Source organism: Janthinobacterium lyxosi (assembly GCF_051380665.1).
Taxonomy (GTDB): domain Bacteria; phylum Pseudomonadota; class Gammaproteobacteria; order Burkholderiales; family Burkholderiaceae_D; genus Janthinobacterium.
The window spans coordinates 249,403-266,895 of sequence record NZ_JBNYXM010000009.1 but is presented as its reverse complement, the minus strand read 5'-3'; the positions used below and the strand labels follow the sequence as shown (position 1 = coordinate 266,895).

General features: G+C 60.1%; 14 protein-coding genes and 1 rRNA gene. 11 read left to right on the top strand and 4 right to left on the bottom strand.

Annotated elements, in window-relative coordinates; all coding sequences use genetic code 11:
- A 5S ribosomal RNA gene (gene rrf, locus ACQ4WP_RS12345) occupies positions 1 to 110 on the top strand; the annotation flags it as partial.
- Positions 111 to 243: 133 nt separating this feature from the next.
- Here rrf and ACQ4WP_RS12340 read toward each other — a convergent pair.
- Positions 244 to 816: an acyloxyacyl hydrolase gene (locus tag ACQ4WP_RS12340; RefSeq protein WP_436520942.1), complete on the bottom strand. Its 573-nt coding sequence runs from the start codon at positions 814 to 816 to the stop codon at positions 244 to 246.
- A gap of 90 nt (positions 817 to 906) precedes the next feature.
- Between ACQ4WP_RS12340 and ACQ4WP_RS12335 the strand changes: the two genes are divergently transcribed.
- Positions 907 to 1,809 carry an NAD(P)-dependent oxidoreductase gene (locus ACQ4WP_RS12335; RefSeq protein WP_436520940.1) on the top strand — a complete coding sequence of 301 codons (903 nt, stop codon included), beginning with the start codon at positions 907 to 909 and terminating at the stop codon, positions 1,807 to 1,809.
- 1 nt (position 1,810) lies between these two features.
- Here ACQ4WP_RS12335 and ACQ4WP_RS12330 read toward each other — a convergent pair whose 3' ends face one another.
- Complete coding sequence (locus ACQ4WP_RS12330) at positions 1,811 to 3,004, bottom strand: M20 aminoacylase family protein (RefSeq protein ID WP_436520938.1); 1,194 nt, start codon at positions 3,002 to 3,004, stop codon at positions 1,811 to 1,813.
- A gap of 204 nt (positions 3,005 to 3,208) precedes the next feature.
- Here ACQ4WP_RS12330 and ACQ4WP_RS12325 point away from each other — a divergent pair, with 204 nt between their 5' ends.
- The 4 genes from ACQ4WP_RS12325 (at position 3,209) to ACQ4WP_RS12310 (ending at position 10,031) form a co-directional block, all read left to right on the top strand.
- Positions 3,209 to 5,284, top strand: a complete 2,076-nt coding sequence (locus ACQ4WP_RS12325) for a molybdopterin-containing oxidoreductase family protein (protein WP_436520936.1) — start codon at positions 3,209 to 3,211, stop codon at positions 5,282 to 5,284.
- Position 5,285: 1 nt separating this feature from the next.
- Positions 5,286 to 6,335: an aminopeptidase gene (locus ACQ4WP_RS12320; protein ID WP_436520934.1), complete on the top strand. Its 1,050-nt coding sequence runs from the start codon at positions 5,286 to 5,288 to the stop codon at positions 6,333 to 6,335.
- Positions 6,336 to 6,610: 275 nt separating this feature from the next.
- The gene (locus tag ACQ4WP_RS12315; RefSeq protein ID WP_436520932.1) at positions 6,611 to 8,293 is read left to right on the top strand and encodes a long-chain fatty acid--CoA ligase; all 1,683 of its coding nucleotides are present in this window, start codon (positions 6,611 to 6,613) and stop codon (positions 8,291 to 8,293) included.
- 55 nt (positions 8,294 to 8,348) lie between these two features.
- Positions 8,349 to 10,031: a long-chain-fatty-acid--CoA ligase gene (locus ACQ4WP_RS12310; protein ID WP_436520930.1), complete on the top strand. Its 1,683-nt coding sequence runs from the start codon at positions 8,349 to 8,351 to the stop codon at positions 10,029 to 10,031.
- Positions 10,032 to 10,034: 3 nt separating this feature from the next.
- Here ACQ4WP_RS12310 and ACQ4WP_RS12305 read toward each other — a convergent pair whose 3' ends face one another.
- Positions 10,035 to 11,624: an alkaline phosphatase D family protein gene (locus ACQ4WP_RS12305; protein ID WP_436520928.1), complete on the bottom strand. Its 1,590-nt coding sequence runs from the start codon at positions 11,622 to 11,624 to the stop codon at positions 10,035 to 10,037.
- A gap of 24 nt (positions 11,625 to 11,648) precedes the next feature.
- The gene (locus ACQ4WP_RS12300) at positions 11,649 to 12,089 is read right to left on the bottom strand and encodes an acyl-CoA thioesterase (RefSeq protein WP_436520926.1); all 441 of its coding nucleotides are present in this window, start codon (positions 12,087 to 12,089) and stop codon (positions 11,649 to 11,651) included.
- A gap of 61 nt (positions 12,090 to 12,150) precedes the next feature.
- Here ACQ4WP_RS12300 and ACQ4WP_RS12295 point away from each other — a divergent pair, with 61 nt between their 5' ends.
- The 5 genes from ACQ4WP_RS12295 to ACQ4WP_RS12275 all read left to right on the top strand — a co-directional run bounded on the left by ACQ4WP_RS12295 (position 12,151) and on the right by ACQ4WP_RS12275 (position 17,446).
- Positions 12,151 to 14,004 (top strand): ABCB family ABC transporter ATP-binding protein/permease, encoded by a 1,854-nt coding sequence (locus tag ACQ4WP_RS12295; protein ID WP_436520924.1) that lies wholly within the window; start codon positions 12,151 to 12,153, stop codon positions 14,002 to 14,004.
- Between the two features lie 196 nt (positions 14,005 to 14,200).
- Positions 14,201 to 15,157, top strand: coding sequence for an amino acid ABC transporter substrate-binding protein (locus tag ACQ4WP_RS12290; RefSeq protein WP_436520922.1), 957 nt, complete (start codon positions 14,201 to 14,203; stop codon positions 15,155 to 15,157).
- Positions 15,158 to 15,257: 100 nt separating this feature from the next.
- The gene (locus tag ACQ4WP_RS12285; protein ID WP_436520920.1) at positions 15,258 to 16,007 is read left to right on the top strand and encodes an amino acid ABC transporter permease; all 750 of its coding nucleotides are present in this window, start codon (positions 15,258 to 15,260) and stop codon (positions 16,005 to 16,007) included.
- Position 16,008: 1 nt separating this feature from the next.
- Positions 16,009 to 16,701, top strand: a complete 693-nt coding sequence (locus tag ACQ4WP_RS12280) for an amino acid ABC transporter permease (protein ID WP_436520918.1) — start codon at positions 16,009 to 16,011, stop codon at positions 16,699 to 16,701.
- 19 nt (positions 16,702 to 16,720) lie between these two features.
- Positions 16,721 to 17,446: an amino acid ABC transporter ATP-binding protein gene (locus ACQ4WP_RS12275; RefSeq protein WP_099376217.1), complete on the top strand. Its 726-nt coding sequence runs from the start codon at positions 16,721 to 16,723 to the stop codon at positions 17,444 to 17,446.
- Positions 17,447 to 17,493 lie beyond the last annotated feature (47 nt).

Sequence of the window (17,493 nt, the reverse complement as noted above, 5' to 3'; positions counted from 1 at the left end):
GATGACCATAGCAAGTTGGTCCCACCCCTTCCCATCCCGAACAGGACCGTGAAACAACTTTGCGCCGATGATAGTGCTGCAACCAGTGTGAAAGTAGGTTATCGTCAGGCTTGTTATTCGTAGTAGAGAAAAACCCCGATCAGAAATGGTCGGGGTTTTTTTTCGTCTGGATATTTATCCACCAAATCGTACAGGCGTAAAAAAGGCAGCGCTACGCGCTGCCTTTGTCATTTATCAAACCCATTAAAAGTGATAAGCGACTTTGATGTTCATGTAATTGACGCCGCTGTTTGGTTTCTTGTAACCGCCGTTCGAGAAATGCTGGATCTTGGCAGCGACTTCCCATTTGTTATTGAAAATATAGCCGACGCCGATATGGTCGCCGAACTGGAAATGGGTCGACAGGCGGTTATCGTCGTTATCGTACAGCTTGGACAGCATGTGTACGCCAATGCCGCCTTCCGCATAGAAGCCCAATTTGTTTGTATTTTCAAAGCGGAACACGGGAGTAAAGCCCAGATCCCACAGTTTTTGATGCTGGCCAGGGACATTGCGATAGCTCTTGGCATCCCAACCGCCGATGCTGGCATCCCAGTAACCGCTCAGCTGCGTACCATTCGATACAAACCAAGCCTTATCCCAGTTCGAGGTCACGCCAGCGCGTACCATTTGTACCTTTACGCCCTTGGCATACTCACCGTAGACGGAGTCGATCAGTTTGTCGTCGGCGGCAAAGCCGGCGTTGGCCACCATCAGCGCGGCAACGGCGGCGATGGATTTGAGGAGATTCTTCTTGAAGAACATAGAGGCTTTCATCGTAAAATTGGCCGATAGGTTATTGTCTTGTTTGTACAGGCACCTTGCTTTGCATGCCGCTCTCGCCACTTGTTGATCTCAGGGGTTCAATTGACATTCTCTACAAAAATCGCATTTCTCGGTATCGGTCTGATGGGGGATCCGATGGTCCGGTGCCTGCTACGCGCTGGATATTCTGTCACAATTTGGAATCGCACGCACAGCAAGGCCCAAGCCCTGCGTGCTGCAGGGGCACAGCCAGCTGTTTCCTTGATTGAGGCGGTCAATGGCGCGGACGTGGTCATCTCGATGCTGGAAGCCGGTCCCATCGTGGCGCAGGTGCTGCAAGAGGCGCTGCCGGCTTTGGCAGCTGACGCGATGTGGATCGATATGAGTTCCACCAAGCAATCAGAAGCCCAGCAATTCCATGCCATCTTGCACGCGGCAGGCCATGCTTTCATCGATGCGCCCGTGTCGGGGGGCGTTGGCGGGGCGCAGGTGGGCACCCTGGCCATCATGGCCGGCGCCAGCGCCAAGGACTACGCCTGTGTGGAAACGATTTTGTCGGCCATGGGCCGTCCGACCCTGGTGGGCCCGCCAGGCAGCGGACAGGTGGCCAAGCTGTGCAATCAGCTGATCGTCGGTGCCACTTTGGCCATCGTGGCCGAAGCGCTGTTGTTGGCACAGGCGGCCGGCGCCGATGCAGCCGCCGTGCGCGCGGCCATTCGTGGCGGTTTTGCCGAGAGCAAGATTTTGGACGTCCATGGCCAGCGCATGCTGGAGCGCAATTTTGTTGCCGGTGGTCAAGTGAAGAGCCAGATCAAGGACATGCACAACATCCTCGCGGCGGCCGAAGCGGCGCATGTCATCTTGCCAGTGACGCAACTGGTGACGCAGCGCTATGAAACCATTGCTGAAACGTACCCGACGGCGGACCATGCGGCGGCCTTGCTGGCCCTGGAAGCGTTGAATCCGGGCCAGCGCCTGGGCACCGTTCCGGATAAACTGAGCTGAATCAAGCGACGGGCAGGCTCGCTTCGGCCAGCTTGACCCAGAAACTGGCGCCGATGGGCAGCAGGTTGTCGTTGAAGTCGTAGCTGCCATTGTGCAAGACGCACGGCCCCAGGCCATGGCCGCCGTCGCGGTGCTCGCCATCGCCATTGCCGATGAAGATGTAGCAGCCGGCTTTTTCTTGCAGGAAAAAGGCAAAATCTTCCGCGCCCATGGTCGGTTCGACATTCGCGTTGACCTTGTCGGCGCCGACCACGCTTTTCATCACTTCGACGGCAAACGCCGTTTCTTTCGCGTGGTTGACCAGCGGTGGATAGTTGCGCTTGAAGTGGAAGTCGACTTCCGCGCCAAAGGCGGCGGCCGTATGCACGGCGATCTCGCGCATGCGCTCTTCGATCAAGTCCAGTACGGGTGTGGTGAAGGTGCGCACGGTGCCGACCAGGCTGGCGTCATCGGGAATCACATTGGTAGCGCTACCCGCATGGATTTGCGTGATCGACAGCACGGCCGTGTCTAGCGGGCTCTTGTTGCGCGTGATGACGGTTTGCCAGCTTTGCGCGATTTGCACGGCCACCATCACGGGGTCGATACCCTTGTGGGGCTGGGCCGCGTGGGCGCCCTTGCCCTTGACGGTGACGTGGAATTCATTGCTCGACGCCATCATCGGTCCTTCCACCACGCTCAGGGTGCCTGTTTCGGCGCCTGGCCAGTTGTGCATGCCGTAGATGGCATCCATGGGAAAGCGTGTAAACAAACCGTCTTCGATCATTTCGCGCGCGCCGGCGCCGCCTTCTTCGGCCGGCTGGAAGACCAGATACACGGTGCCGTCGAAATGGCGGTGCTGGGCCAGGTAATGGGCCGCGCCCAGCAGCATGGCCGTGTGGCCGTCGTGACCGCAGGCGTGCATCTTGCCGGGGTGGCGCGAAGCATGCTTAAAGGTATTCATTTCCTGCATCGGCAAGGCATCCATGTCGGCGCGCAGGCCGATGGCACGTGTCGAGGTGCCATTCTGGATGATGCCGACGACGCCGGTGCGACCCAGGCCGCGTACCACGGGAATGCCCCATTCCGTCAGTTTGGCGGCGATCACGTCCGAGGTGCGCTGTTCTTCATAGCATAGCTCGGGATGCGCGTGCAGGTCGCGGCGGATACCTTGCAGCTCGGATTGAAACGCCAAGATGGGATCAACTAATTTCATCGGACTCTCCTGTGTATGCTGGCGCACGGCATGTATGGCGCGCCGGACCGCGGCTGTTTGATCAAAAACAGGCGCGGCTAATAATGCATTGTAGCCCTTGTTTGCCGGGTAAATCCAGCGCACGGCCCAGCTTGCCATGGCGCCAACAGCAAGCGCGCGGAATGGTTTACAGTATCGCCTTCCCCCAACGTTTTTGGATTGCCCATGACCACCACCCAAGTGCGCGCCGCCTGCCCGCTCGACTGCCCTGATACCTGCGCCTTGCTGGTCACCGTGACCGATGGCGTGGCAACAGCCGTCAAGGGCGATCCTGACCACCCGACCACGGCTGGCGTGCTGTGCACCAAGGTGTCGCGCTTCACGGAACGTACCTACCATGCGGACCGGCTGCTGCATCCGCTGCGCCGCGTGGGCAAGAAGGGGGAGGGAAAGTTCGAGCGCATCAGCTGGGAAGAAGCATTGCAGACCATCGCCGCCCGCTTGAAACCGATCGCCGCGCGCGATCCGCAGGCGATCTTGCCGTACAGCTACTGCGGCACCATGGGCCTGGTGCAGGGCGAATCGATGTCCTCGCGTTTTTTCAACCAGCTTGGTGCTTCCTTGCTGGACCGCACCATTTGCGCCTCGGCCGGCGCCACGGGCTACCGCTACACGGTGGGGGCCAGCATCGGCACGGACCTGGAACAATTCCAGAACGCCAAATTGATCATCATCTGGGGCGGCAACCCGATCGCCTCGAACCTGCACTTCTGGATGCGGGCGCAAGAGGCCAAGCGCAACGGCGCGACCTTGATCGCCATCGACCCGTATCGTTCGCTGACGGCCGAAAAATGCCATCAGCACGTCGCCTTGCTGCCGGGTACCGATGCGGCCCTGGCGTTGGGCTTGATGCATGTCTTGATTGGGGAAGATTGGCTCGATCATGACTACATCGAACGCCATACCGTCGGCTACGATGCCTTGAAACAGCGTGCCCTGGAATGGCCGCCCGAGCGCGCGGCCGAGGTGTGCGGCATTACGACGATGGAAGTGGTGGACCTGGCACGCCTGTACGGCCAGGCGTGCCGCTCTGGCGAGGGCGCCGCCATCCGTACCAACTACGGCGTGCAGCGCGTGCATGGCGGTGGCATGGCAGTGCGCAATATCGCCTGCCTGCCGGCCCTGACGGGCGCGTGGCGCCATCCAGCCGGCGGCATGCAGCTGTCGAGCTCGGGTTCCTTTCCTGTCAATCGCAAGGCCTTGCAGCGCCCCGATTTGCTCAAAGGCACGCCGCGCACCATCAACATGAGCACCATCGGCGACGATCTGCTGAAAACCACGTCACCCGAGTTCGGCCCGCAAGTCGAGGCCGTGATCGTCTACAACTCGAATCCCCTGGCGGTGGCGCCCGATTCCTCGAAAGTGGCGCAGGGTTTTGCCCGCGAAGATTTGTTTACGGTCGTGCTCGAGCACTTCCAGACCGATACCGTCGATTACGCCGACATCGTGCTGCCCGCCACCACGCAGCTCGAGCATGTCGATGCGCACTCCACCTATGGCCACTTGTACATGATGGCGAACAATGCGGCCGTGGCGCCGCTGGGCGAAGCGAAGGCAAATACGGAAATCTTCCGCTTGCTGGCGCAGCACATGGGTTTTGATGATCCATGCTTCCAGGAAAGCGACGATGCGCTGGCGGCCAAGGCGTTCGATGCGACGGATGCGCGCGCCGTGCATTTCGACTGGGAATCGCTGAAACGCACGGGCTGGCAAAAGCTGGCCATGGCCGAGGCGCCATTTGCCGAAGGTGGTTTCCCCACGCCATCGGGCAAGTGCGAGTTTTATTCCAGCGCCATGGCGCAGGCGGGACTCGATCCCTTGCCGACGTACATTGCACCGCACGAATCGCTGGCCAGCAATCCCACGCTGGCGGCGCGCTATCCGCTGGCCATGATTTCCCCGCCGGCACGCAATTTCCTCAATTCCACTTTCGTCAACGTGAAAAGCCTGCGCGCGGCGGAAGGCGAGCCACACCTCGATATTCATCCTGACGATGGCGCAGCGCGCGGCATCGCCGCCGGTGACATGGTGCGCATCTTCAATGACCGCGGCAGCTTTGTTGCCAAGGCCAGGGTCACGGACAAGGCGAGACGGGGCCTGGTGGTGGGTTTGTCCGTATGGTGGAAGAAGCTGGCCAGCGACGGCAAGAATGCCAATGAAGTGACCAGCCAGCGCCTGACGGACATGGGCCGCGCGCCGACCTTTTACGATACGCTGGTCGAAGTGGAAAAGGTTGCCTGACATGCTGCGCTGGCCCGCCTGCTTGCTTGTCGGCACCTTGTGCATGCTGCTGGGCGGCTGCACGCAGTTGCGTTACTACACGCAAGCGGCGCAGGGACAATATGCCCTGTGGTCCGGCGCGCGCCCCATCGGTGACTGGCTCGACGACCCGGCCACCGAGCCGCGCCTGAAAGTGCGTCTGGCCAAGGCGCAGCAAATTCGCCGCTTTGCCGTCAGCGAGCTGGAGTTGCCCGATAATGGCAGCTACAAGAACTACGCGGCCCTGCGGCGCCCGTTTGTGCTGTGGAACGTGGTGGCCACGCCGGAATTGTCGCTGCAGCCGCTGCAATGGTGTTTCCCCATCGCCGGCTGCGTCAGCTATCGAGGCTATTACAGCAAGGAAGAGGCGCTCGCGTATGCCGAGCAGTTGCGCGCCCAGCATTACGATGTGCAGGTGGGCGGCGTGCCCGCCTATTCCACCCTGGGCTGGTTCGACGATCCCCTGCTGTCGACCTTTATCAACTACAACGATGCGGAACTGGCGCGCCTGATTTTTCATGAACTGGCACACCAGGTGGTGTACGTGCCCGGCGATTCGGCCTTCAACGAGTCGTTTGCCGGTGCCGTGGAAGAGGCGGGCGTGCAGCGCTGGCTGGCACGCGAAGGTAATGAGGCCATGCGCGCGTCGTATGCCCAGTATGCGGCGCGGCGCCAGGATTTTCTGGCCTTGCTGCTGAAATATCGTGAGGAGCTGGAGGCCGTGTATGCCAGCGACGCCAGCGATGCGGACAAGCGCGCGCGCAAGGCGCAGGTGTTTGCTGCATTGCAAGACGCGTATCAGGTGCAGAAGCGAGAGTGGGGTGGTTTTGCCGGTTACGACCGCTGGTTCGAGCAGCCATTGAGCAATGCGCACCTGGCTTCCGTGTCTACCTACAATGAATTTTTGCCTGCCTTCAGAAAATTGCTGGAAGAAAAAAAGAACTTTCGTGCTTTTTATGCTGCAGTGCACACAATGACCCAGATCAAAAAGCCTGAGCGCAGGCGTGCGCTGGAACAATTGTCCAGCCCCTGACCCGTAAAGATTGTCTCGCACGTCAGGGCGAACGATCCTGCAACAGTGTATTTATCATGCTGCACTGCAGCACAAAAAGCCCCTAGAGTTGCCGCTCGAATACTGTTAAAAGCGCTTGCATGGAAGCGCGGCGCCCGATAGCATCGCATTAGTAGCATAGAGCAATTGCTCGTCAGAATGCTCAAACTGACTGCAGGACGACAGAATCCGCAGCAATGATCCGCGCCGGCAGGCTGCGCCGGCTCCCCACGATTATTCGAGACAAGAGGCACAGGATGGAAAAAATTTGGCTGAAGTCGTATCCTCCCGGCGTTCCCGCCGACATCGATCCTGATCAATATCGTTCGCTGGTGCATTTGCTGGAAGAGGCGTTTCAAAAATATGCGGACCGCAATGCCTATGTCTGCATGGACAAATTTCTCACCTATGCCGAACTCGACACTTATTCGCGCCAGTTGGGTGCCTGGCTGCAAAGCCGCGGCTTGAAAAAAGGGGCCAGAGTCGCCCTGATGATGCCGAACGTGCTGCAGTATCCGGTGGCGATCGCTGCCGTGCTGCGCGCCGGTTACACTGTGGTCAACGTCAACCCGCTGTACACGCCGCGCGAACTCGAGCACCAGCTCAACGATTCGGGCAGCGAAGCCATCATCGTGCTGGAAAACTTCGCCCATACGCTAGAACAAGTACTGAGCAAGACGGCCGTCAAGCACATCGTCGTCGCCAGCATGGGTGAAATGTTGGGCGGCTTGAAAGGCATGATCGTCAATTTTGTCGTGCGCAACGTCAAGAAGATGGTGCCCGCATATTCCTTGCCGAACGCCATGCGTTTCAAGCAGGCGCTGGCGCTGGGCAGCCGCATGAAACTCACGCCCGTCGAGCTGAGCATCAACGACGCTGCCTTCCTGCAATACACGGGCGGCACGACGGGCGTGTCGAAAGGCGCGACCTTGAGCCACCGCAACGTGATCGCCAATGTGCTGCAGAGCGAAGCGTGGTCGGGCGCGGCGCTCGACCAGAACAGCCGCGAGCAGTTGATCATCGTCTGCGCCTTGCCGCTGTACCATATCTTTGCCCTGACGGCGTGCGCGATGTGGGGCACGCGCGTGGGCGCCCTGAATATCCTGATCCCGAATCCGCGCGATATCCCGGGCCTGATCAAGGAGTTGGGCAAGTACAAATTCAACCTGCTGCCAGCGGTCAATACGCTGTATAACGCGCTGGTGAATCACCCCGACTTCGCCAAGCTCGACTTCTCGGGCTTGAAGATCGCCAATGGCGGCGGCATGGCGGTGCAGCAAGCCGTCAATGACAAATGGCTGCAAGCGACGGGTGTGTCCATCATCGAAGGTTATGGCCTGTCGGAAACGTCGCCCGTCGCTACCTGCAACCGCGCCGACAGCACGGCGTTTTCCGGCACCATCGGCTTGCCGATTCCGTCGACCGAGATCGCGATTTTCGACGATGACGGCAGGGAAGTGCCGCTGGGCCAGACGGGCGAGATCGCCATCCGTGGCCCGCAAGTGATGACGGGCTACTGGAACCGTCCCGATGAAACGGCCAAGGTCATGACACAAGACGGCTACTTCAAATCGGGCGACGTGGGCATCATGGACGAGCGCGGCTACGTGAAGATCGTGGACCGCAAGAAAGACATGATTCTCGTCTCCGGTTTCAATGTGTATCCGAACGAGGTCGAAGCCGTCATCGCGGCCCATCCGGGCGTGCTCGAGTGCGCCTGCGTGGGCGTACCCGATGAGCATTCGGGCGAGGCCGTGAAAGTGTTTGTGGTACGCAAGGATCCGAACCTGACCCAGGCAGCGCTGGCCGCGTATTGCAAGGAACAATTCACGGGTTACAAGCGGCCGAAATACATCGAGTTCCGCGATGAACTGCCGAAGACCAACGTCGGCAAGATTTTGCGTCGCGCCCTGCGTGACGAAACGAAGACAGCAGCATAAACAGTGCGGGATGCGCCAGGAGGCGCATCCCTTTTACAGATAAAGATGAGGCGAGATGGACAAGATTTGGTTGAAGTCGTACCCGGACAGCGTTCCCGCAGAGATTGATTGCACGCAATACCGTTCCGTGACGCATTTGCTGGAAGAGTCGTTCCAGAAATATGCGGACCGTAACGCTTTCGTGTGCATGGATAAATTCCTTACCTACCGCGAGCTCGACCAGCTGTCGCAACAGATGGGCGCCTGGCTGCAAAGCAAGGGGCTGCAGCCAGGTGCGCGCGTGGCGATCATGCTGCCGAACGTGCTGCAGTACCCGGTGGCCATGGCGGCGATTTTGCGCGCCGGCTATACCGTGGTGAACGTCAACCCGCTGTACACGCCGCGTGAATTGCAGCACCAGCTGATCGATTCGGGCAGTGTAGCGATCATCGTGCTGGAAAACTTTGCCACCACGGTGGAGCAGGTGTTGCCGCATACCCAGGTCAAGCATGTGATCGTGGCCACCATGGGTGATTTGCTGGGTGGCTTGAAGGGCACGATTGTTAATTTCGTCGTGCGCAAGATCAAGAAAATGGTGCCCGCGTTTTCCTTGCCGGGCGCCATCAGTTTCAACAAGATGCTGGCCGAAGGTGCGCGCCTGGCGCTCAAGCCCGTGCAGCAGGGGCATGACGATATCGTCTTCCTGCAATACACGGGGGGCACGACGGGCGTGTCAAAAGGCGCGATGCTGTTGCACCGTAACGTGATCGCCAACGTGCTGCAAAACGAGGCGTGGATGTCGCCCGTGATGACGCCTGAAATGCGCGCCACCTCGATGGGCTTCATGTGCGCCTTGCCCCTGTATCACATCTATTCGCTGACGGTCAGCGCCCTGATGGGCATGCGCCTGGGCGGCATGAGCGTGCTGATCCCGAATCCGCGCGACATCCCCGGTTTCGTCAAGGAATTGAGCAAGCACAAGATCGTCGTTTTCCCGGCCGTCAATACCCTGTACAACGCGTTGCTGAACAATGCCGACTTTGCCAAGCTCGATTTCTCCAGCTACAAGGTGTGCAATGGCGGCGGCATGGCCCTGCAGCGCAACGTGGCCGAACGCTGGCTGAAACTGACGGGCTGCCCGCTGATCGAAGGCTATGGCATGTCGGAAACATCGCCCGTGGTGACGGGCAACCGTGTCGATATCACGGAATTCACGGGCAGCATCGGCTTGCCATTCCCGTCGACGGAAGTGGCGATCCTGAACGATGATGGCGTGGAAGTGCCGCTGGGCGAACCGGGCGAAATCGCCGTGCGCGGCCCGCAAGTGATGGCCGGCTACTGGCAGCGTCCGGACGAAACGGCCAAGTCGATGACGGCGGACGGCTACTTCAAGACGGGTGACGTGGGCGTCATGGACGAGCGCGGCTACGTGAAGATCGTGGACCGCAAGAAAGACATGATCATCGTCTCTGGCTTCAACGTGTATCCGAACGAGGTGGAAGACGTGGTCTCTTCGTGCCCGGGCGTGCTCGAATGCGCATGCATCGGCGTGCCGGATGCCAACGCGGGCGAAGCCGTGAAAGTGTTTGTCGTGCGCAAGGATCCTAAGCTGACGGTGGAACAGATCCGCGAGCATTGCAAGCATGAATTGACGGCATACAAGAAGCCGAAATACATCGAGTTCCGCGATGAATTGCCGAAGACCAATGTCGGCAAGATCTTGCGCCGTCAATTGCGCGACGAAAAGAAGGTTGCTTAAGCGTTAGCTCTGCAAGCCAGCTTTGCCATCCTGGACGGTAAAGCTGGCCAATGTTGCGATGCCCGATACGCTGTCGCGCACATTCTCCAAACCCTGGAACAGGGTCGTGGTTTTCTCCGGTGTGATTTCCAGCAACATGTAGCCGCGCTTGTCGCTGCGCCCGTAGCGGATGTGCGGGTTCATCGCCACGTACTGCTCGGTGCGCGCCTGCGGGCGTGAACTCGAGGTGATGGAAGTGCCGCAAAACTCGGTGGCCAGCACGGGATTCTCCTTGCCGGCAGGGCGCATGGCATTGCGGCTCAGTTCCGTGGCATAAAAGGTGTGCACGTCGCCTGACAGCACCAGCGGGTTGCGCGCGCCGCTGCTGCGCAGGGCGTCGAGCAGGTGCTGGCGCGCCATGGGATAGCCATCCCAGCCATCGGTCCAGATGCGCTCGTCGCCGGGCCGCAGGATGGGCACCTGGCTCGATTGCGCCATCAGCGTTTGCTGGGCCAGGATATTCCAGCGCGCGGGAGAATCATCGAGACCGGCTTGCAGCCAGCGCTGCTGTTCCTCGCCCAGCATGGTGCGCTGTGGTTTCAGCAAGTCGGGGCAGTTGCGCGTGGTGACGGAATTGGAGCCGCCGCGGCCCGGCCTGGCGCACGCGTGATAGGCGCGGTATTGCCGGTCGTCCAGCACGTGGAAGCGCGCCAGGCGGCCCCAGTCATAGCGCTGGTAAATACGCATGTCGACAAAGCCCCGTCGTCCCAGCGGCAGCAGGCGCAGCGGCATGTGTTCATAAAACGCCTGGTAGGCGGCCGCGCGGCGCTGCAAAAAGGTGGGCGTGAGCAATTCGTCGCGGTCATTGCCGTAATCGTTGGCCACTTCATGGTCATCCCAGGTGACGATCCACGGCGCGGCCAGGTGTGCGCCCTGCAAATCCTGGTCGCTCTTGTATTGCGCATAGCGGGCGCGGTACTCGTCCAGGCTGAAACTTTCGTGCGTGCGCACTGCCCGGCTCGGGTGCTGCAGCTGGTACGGTCCCCACTCATAAATGTAATCGCCCAAGAAGGCCACCAGGTCGGGTGCGGCCGCCGCGATGTGCCGGTGCGCCGCATACGCGCCGAATTCCCAGTGCTGGCACGAAGCCACGGCCAGTTTCAGCGAGGAAGGCATGGAGCCGGGTTCGGGTGCCGTGCGCGTACGGCCCACGGGGCTGACGGCGTCGCCAAGCATGAAGCGGTACCAGTACCAGCGCCCGGGCGCCAGACCCGCCACGTCCACATGCACGCTGTGCGCGAGGCCGGGCGTGGCCGTGGCCTGGCCCTTGGCAACGATGCGGCGAAAACCTTCGTCGTCGGCCACTTCCCAGCGCACGTTCAGGGCGATGGCGGGTGTGGCGCTTGCGTGCAGCGGGTCGTAGCAGATGCGCGTCCACAGCACCACCGCATCGGGCAAGGGCGAACCGGAAGCGACGCCGAGCGCAAAAGGATAGCCGTTGCCATTCAAGCGCGTGGCGGCGCTCGTGCTGGAACCGGACAGCACGCCGCCAGCGGCGGCCAGCGAGACGATGCGCGCAGCACTGAGCAGGAAGATGCGGCGCTGCCTATCCATGCCGGCCGGCCATGCAATGTAGGATTATTGCGACAGCAGGGTCTCGATGGGCGGCACCTTGCGCGGCTTGCGGTCGGAGTCGGTCGCCACATAGATCAGCGTCGCTTCCGTGACTTTCACGATGCACGCCTGCAGGCGGTTGCGTTCAGCATACACCTCGACATTGACGGTGATCGAAGTATTGCCAACCTTGACGATGTCGGCGTAGAAGGAGAGCAGATCGCCGACGAACACGGGGTTTTTGAAGACGAAGGAGTTGACGGCGATGGTGGCGACACGGCCGTTGGCACGCCGCGTGGCCGGCAGCGAGCCGGCGATATCGACTTGCGCCATGATCCAGCCGCCGAAGACGTCGCCGTACACATTGGCGTCGGAGGGCGCGGGCATCATGCGCAATTCCGGCATTTTTCCGGCGGGCAGGCCGGAGGCGAGGCAGTTATCAGGGCGGTAGGGGGAGGTGCTCATCTTTTATTCTCATGAAAGGCTACAATTGCCCCGATTGAACCATAAAAAGCCGACCTTCGCCATGCGCCGTTCCCAGACTCCCCCCCCACCCCGCTCGCCAGCCTCCGCCAGCCACAGCGATTTCGCCACCATCAAGACCTTGCTGCCGTACCTGTGGGTCTACAAATGGCGGGTCCTGCTGGCGCTGCTATGCCTGGTGGGCGCCAAGCTGGCCAACGTGGGCGTGCCCCTGATCCTGAAAAAACTCGTCGACGCCATGACGATCACGGCGGCCCATCCGCAAGCGCTGCTGGTGTTGCCGGTCGGCTTGCTGGTGGCCTACGGCTTGCTGCGCCTGTCGACCACCTTGTTTACCGAATTGCGCGAATTCCTGTTCGCCCGGGTGACGCAGCGGGCCGTGCGCACCATCGCCCTGCAAGTGTTTCGCCACCTGCATGCCTTGTCGCTGCGCTTCCACCTGAACCGCCAGACGGGCGGCATGACGCGCGATATCGAACGGGGCACGCGCAGCGTCGGCTCGCTCATTTCCTATACCTTGTTCAATATCTTGCCGACCCTGGTGGAAATCACCCTCGTGCTCGGCTACCTGGTCTTGCATTACGACATCTGGTTCACCGTGATCACGGCGGTGGCGTTGGTGTCGTACATCGCGTTTACCGTGCTGGTGACGAACTGGCGTACGCATTTCCGCCGCACCATGAACGACCTCGACTCGAAGGCGAATACCAAGGCCATCGATTCGCTGATCAACTATGAAACCGTGAAATATTTCGGTAACGAGGATTACGAGGCGAAGCGCTACGACGAAGGCTTGCAGCGCTATGAATCGGCCGCCGTGAAATCGCAGACTTCCTTGTCCCTGCTCAATACGGGCCAGTCGCTGATCATCGCCACAGCCGTCACCTTGATCCTGTGGCGCGCCACGGTGGGCGTGATCGACGGCAGCATGACGCTGGGCGACCTGGTGCTGGTGAACGCCTTCATGATCCAGCTGTACATCCCCCTCAATTTTTTAGGGGTCATTTACCGCGAAATCAAGCAAAGCCTGGCCGACATGGAGCGCCTGTTTTCCCTGCTGAACGAAAACCGCGAAATCGCCGATACGCCGGAGGCAAAACCGCTCGTCACGCGCGGCGCGGCCGTGCGCTTTGCGCATGTGGATTTCAACTACGAAGCCAAGCGGCAAATCCTGTTCGACGTGGATTTCCAGATACCGGCCGGCACCACGACGGCCGTGGTGGGCCACAGCGGCTCGGGCAAGTCGACCCTGTCGCGTTTGCTGTTCCGCTTCTATGAAGTCGATGGCGGCAGCATCACCATCGATGGCCAGGACTTGCGCAGCATCACACAGGACTCCCTGCGCGCCGCCATCGGCATCGTGCCGCAAGATACGGTGCTGTTCAACGACAGCATCGAATACAACATCGCTTACGGCAAGCCGGGCGCCAGCAAGGACGCCATCGTGGTGGCGGCAAAAGCGGCGTCGATCCATGATTTTATTGAAAGCTTGCCGGATGGCTACAACTCCATGGTGGGCGAGCGGGGCTTGAAGCTGTCGGGCGGTGAAAAGCAGCGCGTGGCCATCGCCCGCACCTTGCTGAAAGACCCGGCCATCCTGATTTTCGACGAAGCCACGTCGGCGCTCGATTCCAAGGCCGAGCAGGCGATCCAGGCGCAGCTGAAGGACATCGCCAAAAACCGCACCACCCTGGTGATCGCACACCGGCTGTCGACGGTGGCCGACGCCCAGCAAATCCTGGTGCTCGACCATGGCCGCATCGTCGAGCGGGGCACGCATCCGCAATTGCTGGCCGCCGATGGCTTGTACGCGCAAATGTGGCAACGCCAGCAGGTAAATAGGGACGATGAAGCGGAAGAGGACGACGCGCTGGCGGGTTTGGCGTCAGCAAAATAAATCGGTGGAGGAAAATCAGTAGGAAAAATGCTACAGCCGCGCTGATTCAGGCGCGCGTATAGCGCCTATTTGCGGACAATCGCAGAAAACGGCTGGTCCGGCGCTGAAAATGAAATAAAATTAATTCTATTGGTGGCATTTGCACCACAGTTGTTTCGTCCGGCTTTGTGTCCGGTTTGTCCGTCCAGGAGAATTTATGAAATTGACCAAAATCATCGCCACGTTGCTCAGCGTCGGCGTCATCAGTAGCATGTCGCCAGTCCAGGCTCAGGAATTGACCGGCACCTTGGCCAAGATCAAGAAAGCCGGTTCCGTCACCCTCGGTGTGCGCGACGGCTCCGTTCCCTTCTCCTATCTCGATGACAAGCAGCAATACCAAGGCTATTCGATCGACCTGTGCATGAAAGTCGTCACGGCCCTGCAAAAGCACTTGGGCATGAGCGAACTGAAAGTGGTGATGAGCCCCGTCACCTCGGCCAACCGTATCCCGCTGATGGCCAACGGCACCATCGACCTCGAATGTGGCTCGACCACGAACAATCTGGAGCGCCAGCAGCAGGTGGCATTCGCCCCGACCATGTTCGTCATCGGCAACCGCGTGCTATCGAAAAAAACCTCGAACATCAAGACCCTGGAAGACTTGCGCGGCAAGACTCTGGTCGCCACGGCCGGCACGTCGACCATCAAGCAGATGACGATTTTGAACAAGGAAAAGAACCTGGGCATGACGATTGCCGTCGGCAAGGATCATCCTGAGTCGTTCCTGATGCTGGAAACGGGCCGCGCGGTGGCCGAAGCCAACGACGACATCCTGCTGGCATCGCAAGTGGCCAATTCGAAAAACCCGAACGACTACGAAATCACCAAGGAAGCGCTGTCGGTCGAGCCGTACGGCATCATGCTGCGCAAGGGCGATCCGGCCTTCAAGAAAGTGGTCGACGACGCGCTGATCCGCCTGTACAAGAGCGATGACATCAACCGCATTTACGCGAAATGGTTTACCTCGTCTATCCCGCCGAAAAACATCAACCTGAAATTCCCCATGCCGCCGCAATTGAAGGCCGTGTTCATGAATCCGACCGACTCGGGTGACCCGGCTGCGTATGCGGCGGTGCCCGAAGCGCAGAAGACATCGGACAAACGGAAAAAGTAACAAGAGTGCGTAACAAATCGGGGGGCGCAAGCCTCCCGTTTCAATTGCGGGACGGGCGGCAGACAAGCCGCCTTCCTTGGGCTGCATGGGAAGGATGATCATGAATTACAACTGGAATTGGCGCATTTTCTGGGAGATGTCCCCCGATGGCGTGGGCACGTATATGGACACGCTGTGGTCTGGCTTGATCTGGACCCTGGCCACGGCCGGCGCAGCCTGGATCATGGCCTTGATCCTGGGCCTGGTGATCGGCACCGTCCGCACCCTGCCGAACAAATGGCTGGTGGGCGTGGCCAATGCCCACGTTGAATTGTTCCGCAATGTTCCGCTGCTGGTACAGATGTTCCTGTGGTATTTCGTCATGCCGGAACTGCTGCCGCCGGACCTGGGTGCCTGGGTCAAGTCACTGCCGAACGCGCCATTCGTCACGGCCGTTTTATGCCTGGGATTCTTTACCTCCTCGCGCGTGGCCGTGCAGGTGACGACGGGCATCGAGGCGCTGCCGCGCGGGCAGAAACTGGCCGGCACCGCGCTGGGCCTGACCTTGCCGCAAACCTACCGTTTCATCTTGCTGCCGATGGCCGCGCGCGTCATCATGCCGCCGCTGACCAGTGAATTTCTGAATATCATCAAGAACAGCTCCGTGGCATTGACCATCGGCCTGATCGAACTGACGGCCAGCGCGCGCGCCATCCAGGAGTTTTCCTTCCAGGTGTTCGAGGCGTTTTCGGCCGCCACCATTATTTACGTCGTCGTCAATCTGCTGGTGGTGGTGCTGATGCACCTGATCGAGAAAAAGGTCGCCATACCGGGCTTCATCGTCGCCGGCGCCAAGACGGGAGGACACTGACATGTTCGGTAACTTCGACTTCGATGTCATCTCCCGCTCGTGGGTTTACCTGTTCCAGACCGGCATGGTCTTCACCCTGAAACTGACGGCGCTGGCCATGGTGGGCGGCATCGTGCTGGGCACCTTGCTGGCGCTGATGCGCCTGTCCAGCAACCGCCTCATCTCGGGCGTGGCATCGAGCTACGTCAACCTGATACGCTCGATCCCGCTGGTGCTGGTGATCTTCTGGTTCTACTTCCTGGTGCCGTACATCGCCGCCTGGGTCATCGGCGCGAACGAGCCCGTGAAAGTGGGCGCATTTTCTTCCGCGCTGATCACCTTCATCATGTTCGAGGCGGCATACTATTGCGAGATCATGCGCAGTGGCATACAGTCGATTCCTCGCGGCCAGGTATGGGCCGGCCAGGCGCTGGGCATGAACTACGCGCAGACCATGGGTAGCATCGTGCTGCCGCAGGCCTTTCGCAACATGATCCCCGTGCTGCTGACGCAGACCATCGTGCTGTTCCAGGACGTGTCGCTCGTGTACGTGTTGTCGATCCCCGATTTCGTCGGCGCCGCCTCGAAAATCGCGCAGCGCGACGGCCGCCTGGTGGAGATGTATGTGTTTGTCGCCGTCGTGTATTTCGTGCTGTGCTATGCCTTGTCGTTCCTGGTAAAACGCCTGCAGAAACGCGTCGCCATCATTCGCTAACCGAAAAAGAAAGAACAAGATGATCGAACTCAATAACGTCAGCAAATGGTATGGCCAGTTCCAGGTACTGACCGACTGCACCACCAAGGTCGCGAAGGGCGACGTGATGGTCATTTGCGGCCCGTCCGGCTCCGGCAAGTCGACCTTGATCAAGACCGTCAACGGTCTCGAACCGATACAGCAGGGGCAGATTATCGTCGACGGCATCAGCGTCAACGACCCGAAGACGAACTTGTCGAAACTGCGTGCGCGCATCGGCATGGTGTTTCAGAATTTCGAGCTGTTCCCGCACCTGTCCATCCGCGAAAACCTGACCATCGGCCAGATCAAGGTGCTCGGTCGCAGCGCCGACGAAGCCAATGCCAAGGGCTTGAAATACCTGGACCGCGTGGGCCTGCTGTCGCAGCAAGATAAATTTCCGGGCCAGCTGTCGGGCGGCCAGCAGCAGCGCGTGGCGATCGCCCGCGCGCTGTCGATGGACCCGATCGCCATGCTGTTCGACGAGCCCACTTCGGCGCTCGACCCGGAAATGATCAACGAAGTGCTGGACGTGATGGTGGGCCTGGCGCAGGAAGGCATGACGATGATGGTCGTCACGCACGAGATGGGCTTTGCCAAGCGCGTGGCCAACCGCATCGTCTTCATGGACCAGGGCAAGATCATCGAGGATTGCAGCAAGGATGACTTCTTCAACACGACACGCTCGGACCGCGCGCGCGATTTCCTCGCCAAGATCATCCATTAATTTTCACCGTGCGAACAGGAGTTGACGGCCAGGGTGGCTGCATCCTG

Coding starts and splice junctions, on each gene's coding strand:
- ACQ4WP_RS12285 (WP_436520920.1), top strand. CDS start 15,258: ATGAATTACAACTGGAATTGGCGCATTTTCTGGGAGATGTCCCCCGAT.
- ACQ4WP_RS12280 (WP_436520918.1), top strand. CDS start 16,009: ATGTTCGGTAACTTCGACTTCGATGTCATCTCCCGCTCGTGGGTTTAC.
- ACQ4WP_RS12315 (WP_436520932.1), top strand. CDS start 6,611: ATGGAAAAAATTTGGCTGAAGTCGTATCCTCCCGGCGTTCCCGCCGAC.
- ACQ4WP_RS12340 (WP_436520942.1), bottom strand. CDS start 816: ATGAAAGCCTCTATGTTCTTCAAGAAGAATCTCCTCAAATCCATCGCC.
- ACQ4WP_RS12325 (WP_436520936.1), top strand. CDS start 3,209: ATGACCACCACCCAAGTGCGCGCCGCCTGCCCGCTCGACTGCCCTGAT.
- ACQ4WP_RS12330 (WP_436520938.1), bottom strand. CDS start 3,004: ATGAAATTAGTTGATCCCATCTTGGCGTTTCAATCCGAGCTGCAAGGT.
- ACQ4WP_RS12290 (WP_436520922.1), top strand. CDS start 14,201: ATGAAATTGACCAAAATCATCGCCACGTTGCTCAGCGTCGGCGTCATC.
- ACQ4WP_RS12300 (WP_436520926.1), bottom strand. CDS start 12,089: ATGAGCACCTCCCCCTACCGCCCTGATAACTGCCTCGCCTCCGGCCTG.
- ACQ4WP_RS12295 (WP_436520924.1), top strand. CDS start 12,151: ATGCGCCGTTCCCAGACTCCCCCCCCACCCCGCTCGCCAGCCTCCGCC.
- ACQ4WP_RS12310 (WP_436520930.1), top strand. CDS start 8,349: ATGGACAAGATTTGGTTGAAGTCGTACCCGGACAGCGTTCCCGCAGAG.
- ACQ4WP_RS12320 (WP_436520934.1), top strand. CDS start 5,286: ATGCTGCGCTGGCCCGCCTGCTTGCTTGTCGGCACCTTGTGCATGCTG.
- ACQ4WP_RS12305 (WP_436520928.1), bottom strand. CDS start 11,624: ATGGATAGGCAGCGCCGCATCTTCCTGCTCAGTGCTGCGCGCATCGTC.
- ACQ4WP_RS12275 (WP_099376217.1), top strand. CDS start 16,721: ATGATCGAACTCAATAACGTCAGCAAATGGTATGGCCAGTTCCAGGTA.